The organism is Streptomyces sp. NPDC002573, assembly GCF_042889625.1.
In the GTDB taxonomy this organism is placed as follows: Bacteria; Actinomycetota; Actinomycetes; order Streptomycetales; family Streptomycetaceae; genus Streptomyces; species Streptomyces gibsoniae.
Map to the genome: position 1 here is coordinate 1 of NZ_JBIARC010000196.1, position 4080 is coordinate 4080.

The 4080-nt window shown below is 69.3% G+C and carries 5 protein-coding genes and 1 pseudogene; all 6 read right to left on the reverse strand.

The genetic code is table 11. The annotated features are described in order from the left end of the window. Positions 1–489, reverse strand: a 489-nt coding sequence (locus ACFYX0_RS46975; protein WP_388981765.1) for a transposase family protein, incomplete at its 3' end; no start/stop codon positions are given. Between the two features lie 93 nt (positions 490–582). Beyond that, a pseudogene (locus ACFYX0_RS46980) lies at positions 583–1041 on the reverse strand (CoA-transferase); the annotation flags it as partial. A 1-nt stretch (position 1042) separates the two neighbouring features. After that, positions 1043–1738 (reverse strand): 3-oxoacid CoA-transferase subunit A, encoded by a 696-nt coding sequence (locus ACFYX0_RS46985; RefSeq protein WP_388981768.1) that lies wholly within the window; start codon positions 1736–1738, stop codon positions 1043–1045. Continuing rightward, complete coding sequence (locus tag ACFYX0_RS46990) at positions 1735–2001, reverse strand: hypothetical protein (protein ID WP_388981771.1); 267 nt, start codon at positions 1999–2001, stop codon at positions 1735–1737. The genes ACFYX0_RS46985 and ACFYX0_RS46990 overlap by 4 nt, the downstream gene beginning before the upstream one ends. A gap of 12 nt (positions 2002–2013) precedes the next feature. Continuing rightward, positions 2014–2862, reverse strand: a complete 849-nt coding sequence (locus ACFYX0_RS46995) for a dioxygenase (RefSeq protein WP_388981774.1) — start codon at positions 2860–2862, stop codon at positions 2014–2016. 15 nt (positions 2863–2877) lie between these two features. Next, the gene (locus ACFYX0_RS47000) at positions 2878–3912 is read right to left on the reverse strand and encodes a maleylacetate reductase (protein WP_388981777.1); all 1035 of its coding nucleotides are present in this window, start codon (positions 3910–3912) and stop codon (positions 2878–2880) included. Positions 3913–4080 lie beyond the last annotated feature (168 nt).

Sequence of the window (4080 nt, forward strand, 5' to 3'; positions counted from 1 at the left end):
ATTGGGAATCTGCTTCTTCTTGCCGGAGACGAACGCCTTGCGGCCGGGGCGTCCGGCACGCGGGCGCCTCACCTGCACCTCGGTGCCGTCGATGCGCAGGTCGACGCCCTCGGCCTCGGCGTAGGCGAACAGGTCTTCCAGGGTGCGGATGCGCAGGCCCGGGCGGTCGGGAATCGCGAAGCCACGAGCGGCGAGCAGAGGCCTGACCTGGCGGACGGCCCCGGAGACGGTGGAGCGGTCCACCGCGTACAGCTCGGCCAGGGCTTCGTGCGGGATCCCCAGGCGCAGGCAGACCAGGGTGACCAGCAGCCGGTCGCCGAAGACCAGCTTCGACTTGCGCCCGGCTCCGGCGGCTCGCCTGCGGGCACCACCTCGCTGTTCGGCGAGCGCGGACTCGCGGGCCGATTCCCAGCATGGCGCGAGTTCTTCGAGCAACTCGCCGACGTGTTGGCGAGAGACGCCGGTGAAGGCAGGATGGGACAAGGCCACGCGGAGTAGCTCGTGATTCACACCTTGAGAACCCGCGTGGCCGTCCTCATGCCACGGCCCGCATCAGCCCCGGCTATTCCTCCCGAGGTCGTTAGGTCGGCCCTGCTTGTCGAATAGGCTCATCATCACGAAGGTGCGCTTGGCACCGATGGCGAGGTCCATCGCCCCGCCCACGGCCGGGATCGCGTCCGGCGCGCCGGTGTGCCAGTTGGCCAGGTCGCCTGTCGCGGAGACCTGGAAGGCGCCGAGTACGCAGACGTCGAGGTGGCCGCCGCGCATCATGGCGAACGAGTCGGCGTGGTGGAAGTACGACGCCCCGGGCAGTTCGGTGACCGGAACCTTGCCCGCGTTCGTCAGGTCCGGGTCGGTCTGGTCGCCGGTCGCGGCGGGGCCCATGTGGAGCATGCCGTTCTCGGTGTGCAGCACTACACCCGAGTTCGCGGGTAGGTGATCGGCCACTTTCGTGGGCTGCCCGATGCCGAGGTTGACGTAGGAGTCGGCGGGGATGTCACGGGCGACGATGGCGGCGAGATGGTCGGGGCTCAGTGCCATGTCAGCGTGCTCCCTGCACGAGGTAGTGACGGGCCTCGACCTGCACGACGCGGTCGATGTAGATGCTCGGCGTGACGACTGCCTCAGGATCGAGGCCGCCCGTCGGTACCACCTCTGCGACCTGGACGATCGTGGTCGTCGCTGCGGTCGCCATCACCGGCCCGAAGTTGCGGGCAGTCTTGCGGTAGACCAGGTTGCCCATCTCGTCGGCGCGGTGGGCGCTGATCAGCGCGACGTCACCCTTGAGCGGGTATTCGAGCACGTGGTCGCGCCCGTCGATTGCTCGGGTCTCCTTGCCTTTGGCCAGCGGCGTCCCGACGGTTGTCGGGCAGAAGAACGCGCCGATGCCGGCGCCGGCTGCGCGTATCCGCTCGGCGAGGGTGCCTTGCGGGACCACTTCGACTTCGATGCTCCCGGACCGGTAGAGCTCGTCGAAGACGTAGGAGTCGCTCTGCCGGGGGAAGGAGCAGATCACCTTCCGCACCCGGCCTGTCTTCAGCAGCGCCGCGAGCCCTACCTGGCCGTTGCCGGCGTTGTTGGAGACGATGGTCAGGTCTTTCGCGCCCTGACAGATCAGTGCGTCGATGAGGTCGAACGGCATCCCGGCCAGGCCGAACCCGCCGATCAGGACGGTGCTGTCGTCCTCGATGCCGGCGACCGCCTTGTCGGCTGTGTCGCAGATCTTGGCTCTGCTCACGCGTCGACCGCCGTGTTCTCAAGAACCACGGCCAGGCCCTGCCCGATGCCGATGCAGGTCGTGGCCCGTCCCCATGGCTCGTCGCGTTTGTGGAGCGCCTTGGCCAGCGTGCCGAGGATGCGGCCGCCACTCTTGCCGAGCGGGTGGCCGATCGTGATCGCGTGGCCCTTGGGGTAGGTCAGCACGAGGTCGTCCAGCCGGACCGCCGCCCGGTCGGGGTAGATCTGGGCGGCTTCGACGAGGTTATTGGCGAGATTGGGCATCGTCCTGTCTCCCTATGCGGCGGCTCCTGCTCGGCATAGGACGAAGTCGCTCTCGCAGTGCAGGAGGCCGTCCTCGCCGGGCACGAAGTCGCGGATCAGTGACTCTTTGACGCCGAAGACGGAGTCGGAGTCCAGGTATTCGCTGTCGCGGCCGAATACGTGGGTGGTCAGTGGTTCGAAGCCGGGGGCCGAGATCCTGGCGTGGATGTGCGCCGCCCGCCACGGGTGGCGTCCGGTGTCGGCCAGCAGCCCGCCGACGGGCCCGTCGGCGGGAATGGGATAGGGCACCGGCCGAACGGTGCGGATCTCGTAGCGGCCGTGTGTGTCGGTTCGGTACACGCCGCGCAGGTTCGTCGGCGGTTGGAGGCCGGGCTGCTGCACGGCGTAGAAGCCCGTGGCGGCGTTCTGCCACACATCCAGGCTCGCTCCCGGGATCGGCTGTCCGTTCTCGTCCCGCACGGTTCCCTTGAGCAGCGCGGGCTGGCCGCCGTCGTCGTACTCGACCATGGAAGCGCCGAAGTCGCGGTGCGGTGAGCCCGGTACGTAGAACGGGCCCAGGATGGTGGGCTCGGTCGCGAGCGACTCGACGTCGGAGTGGTTGATCAGGTCCACCAGCGAGGACAGCCCCAGTGTGTCCGACAGGAGGATGAACTCCTGCCGCGCGTCGTCGGTGATATGACCGGCCGCGGTGAGAAAGCGGATGCTGGAGAGCCATTCCTGCTCGGTGAGCCGCACTTGTTTGGCGAAGGCGTGAAGGTGGCGAACGGCCGCGGACATCACCTCGCGAAGCCGTGGGTCGGGGGTCCCCTCAAGTCGGGAGAGGACACGGTCGGTCAGGTCGTCCTCGGCCATCTTGTCCATGGTCATCTCTTTCGGTCAGGGGAGGAAGGCGGCGGGGCGGTCACCGGCATAGGCGGCGGCAAGAACCGTGCGGGCGCAGGCGTGGTCGGCCGGGCGCGGGTTGACCGGCCGGCCTTGGGCGACGATGGTCGCGGCCGCGTCGAGCTCCTGGGCCGGGAAGCCGAGCGCGGACAGGGACTGCGTGGCCCCGAGCTCGTTCCGCAGGTCCCATATCGCACCCGCCGCGTGGTCGGTGGCGCGGCCGGCCGCCCGGAACGCGGTCTCGATGGCCGCCATCGCCGCCGGCGCGGCGAGCGCGTTCGCGGCCAGGGCGTAGGGGATGACCGCGGAGTGGGACGGAGCATGCGGCAGGTCGTAGGTGCCGCCGAGGGTGTGGCAGATCTTATGGTGGATGCCCATCCCCGTGGTGCCGAGCGTCCAGCCGGCGAGCCAAGCGCCGTAGGTTACTTCGGCGCGGGCGTCGATGTCCGCCGGGTTCGCCACCGCCTTGGGCAGGCCCGCAGCGAGCGCCCGGATCCCTTCCTGCGCGGTGAGCACGGTCAGGGGAGATATCTGCGGGGCGTAGAGGCCCTCGGCGAGATGTGCCAGCGCGTTCATGCCGCTCGCGGGCGGGAGCGAGACGGTGAGTTCTGGGTCGTAGATGACGACCCGGGGCAGGACATGCGGGTCGTGCCCGGTGGTCTTGCGCTGGTTGTGGGTGATACCCCAGATGGGTGTCATCTCCGACCCGGCGTAGGTGGTGGGTACGGCGAGGATCGGCAGGTGTGTGTCCTTCGCGATCGCTTTCGCGGTCCCGATCGCCGAGCCGCCCCCCACCACCACGAGGGAGTCGGCCGCGGCGGCGCGTGCAGCGTCCACCGCCCGCGCGGCCAGGTCTGCGGGCACGTGCATGGCTGCTTCGTCGAAGCGGCCGACGCGCAGCGGTGCGAGCAGGTCGGACAGCTCCTGGCCGGTCTTCAAGGAGGGGTCGCTGACCAGAAGCGGCCGGGTCAGCCCGAGCCGGGCCAGCTCGGTGCCGAGCTCCAGTCGCCTGCGGGCACCGAACACCACCCTCGAGTGGGGGGTGGGGGTGTCATGAACGAACTGCGTGACTCCTCCCCCGGCTAAAGCCGCGAGCTTCTCGCTAAGCCTGGCGGCCGTTGCGACGGACCAGCCCGGCCCGTAGAACGTTCAGAGCGCCCACTGTGTCAGCGTGCGCCTGGTGGTCGCACTCATGAC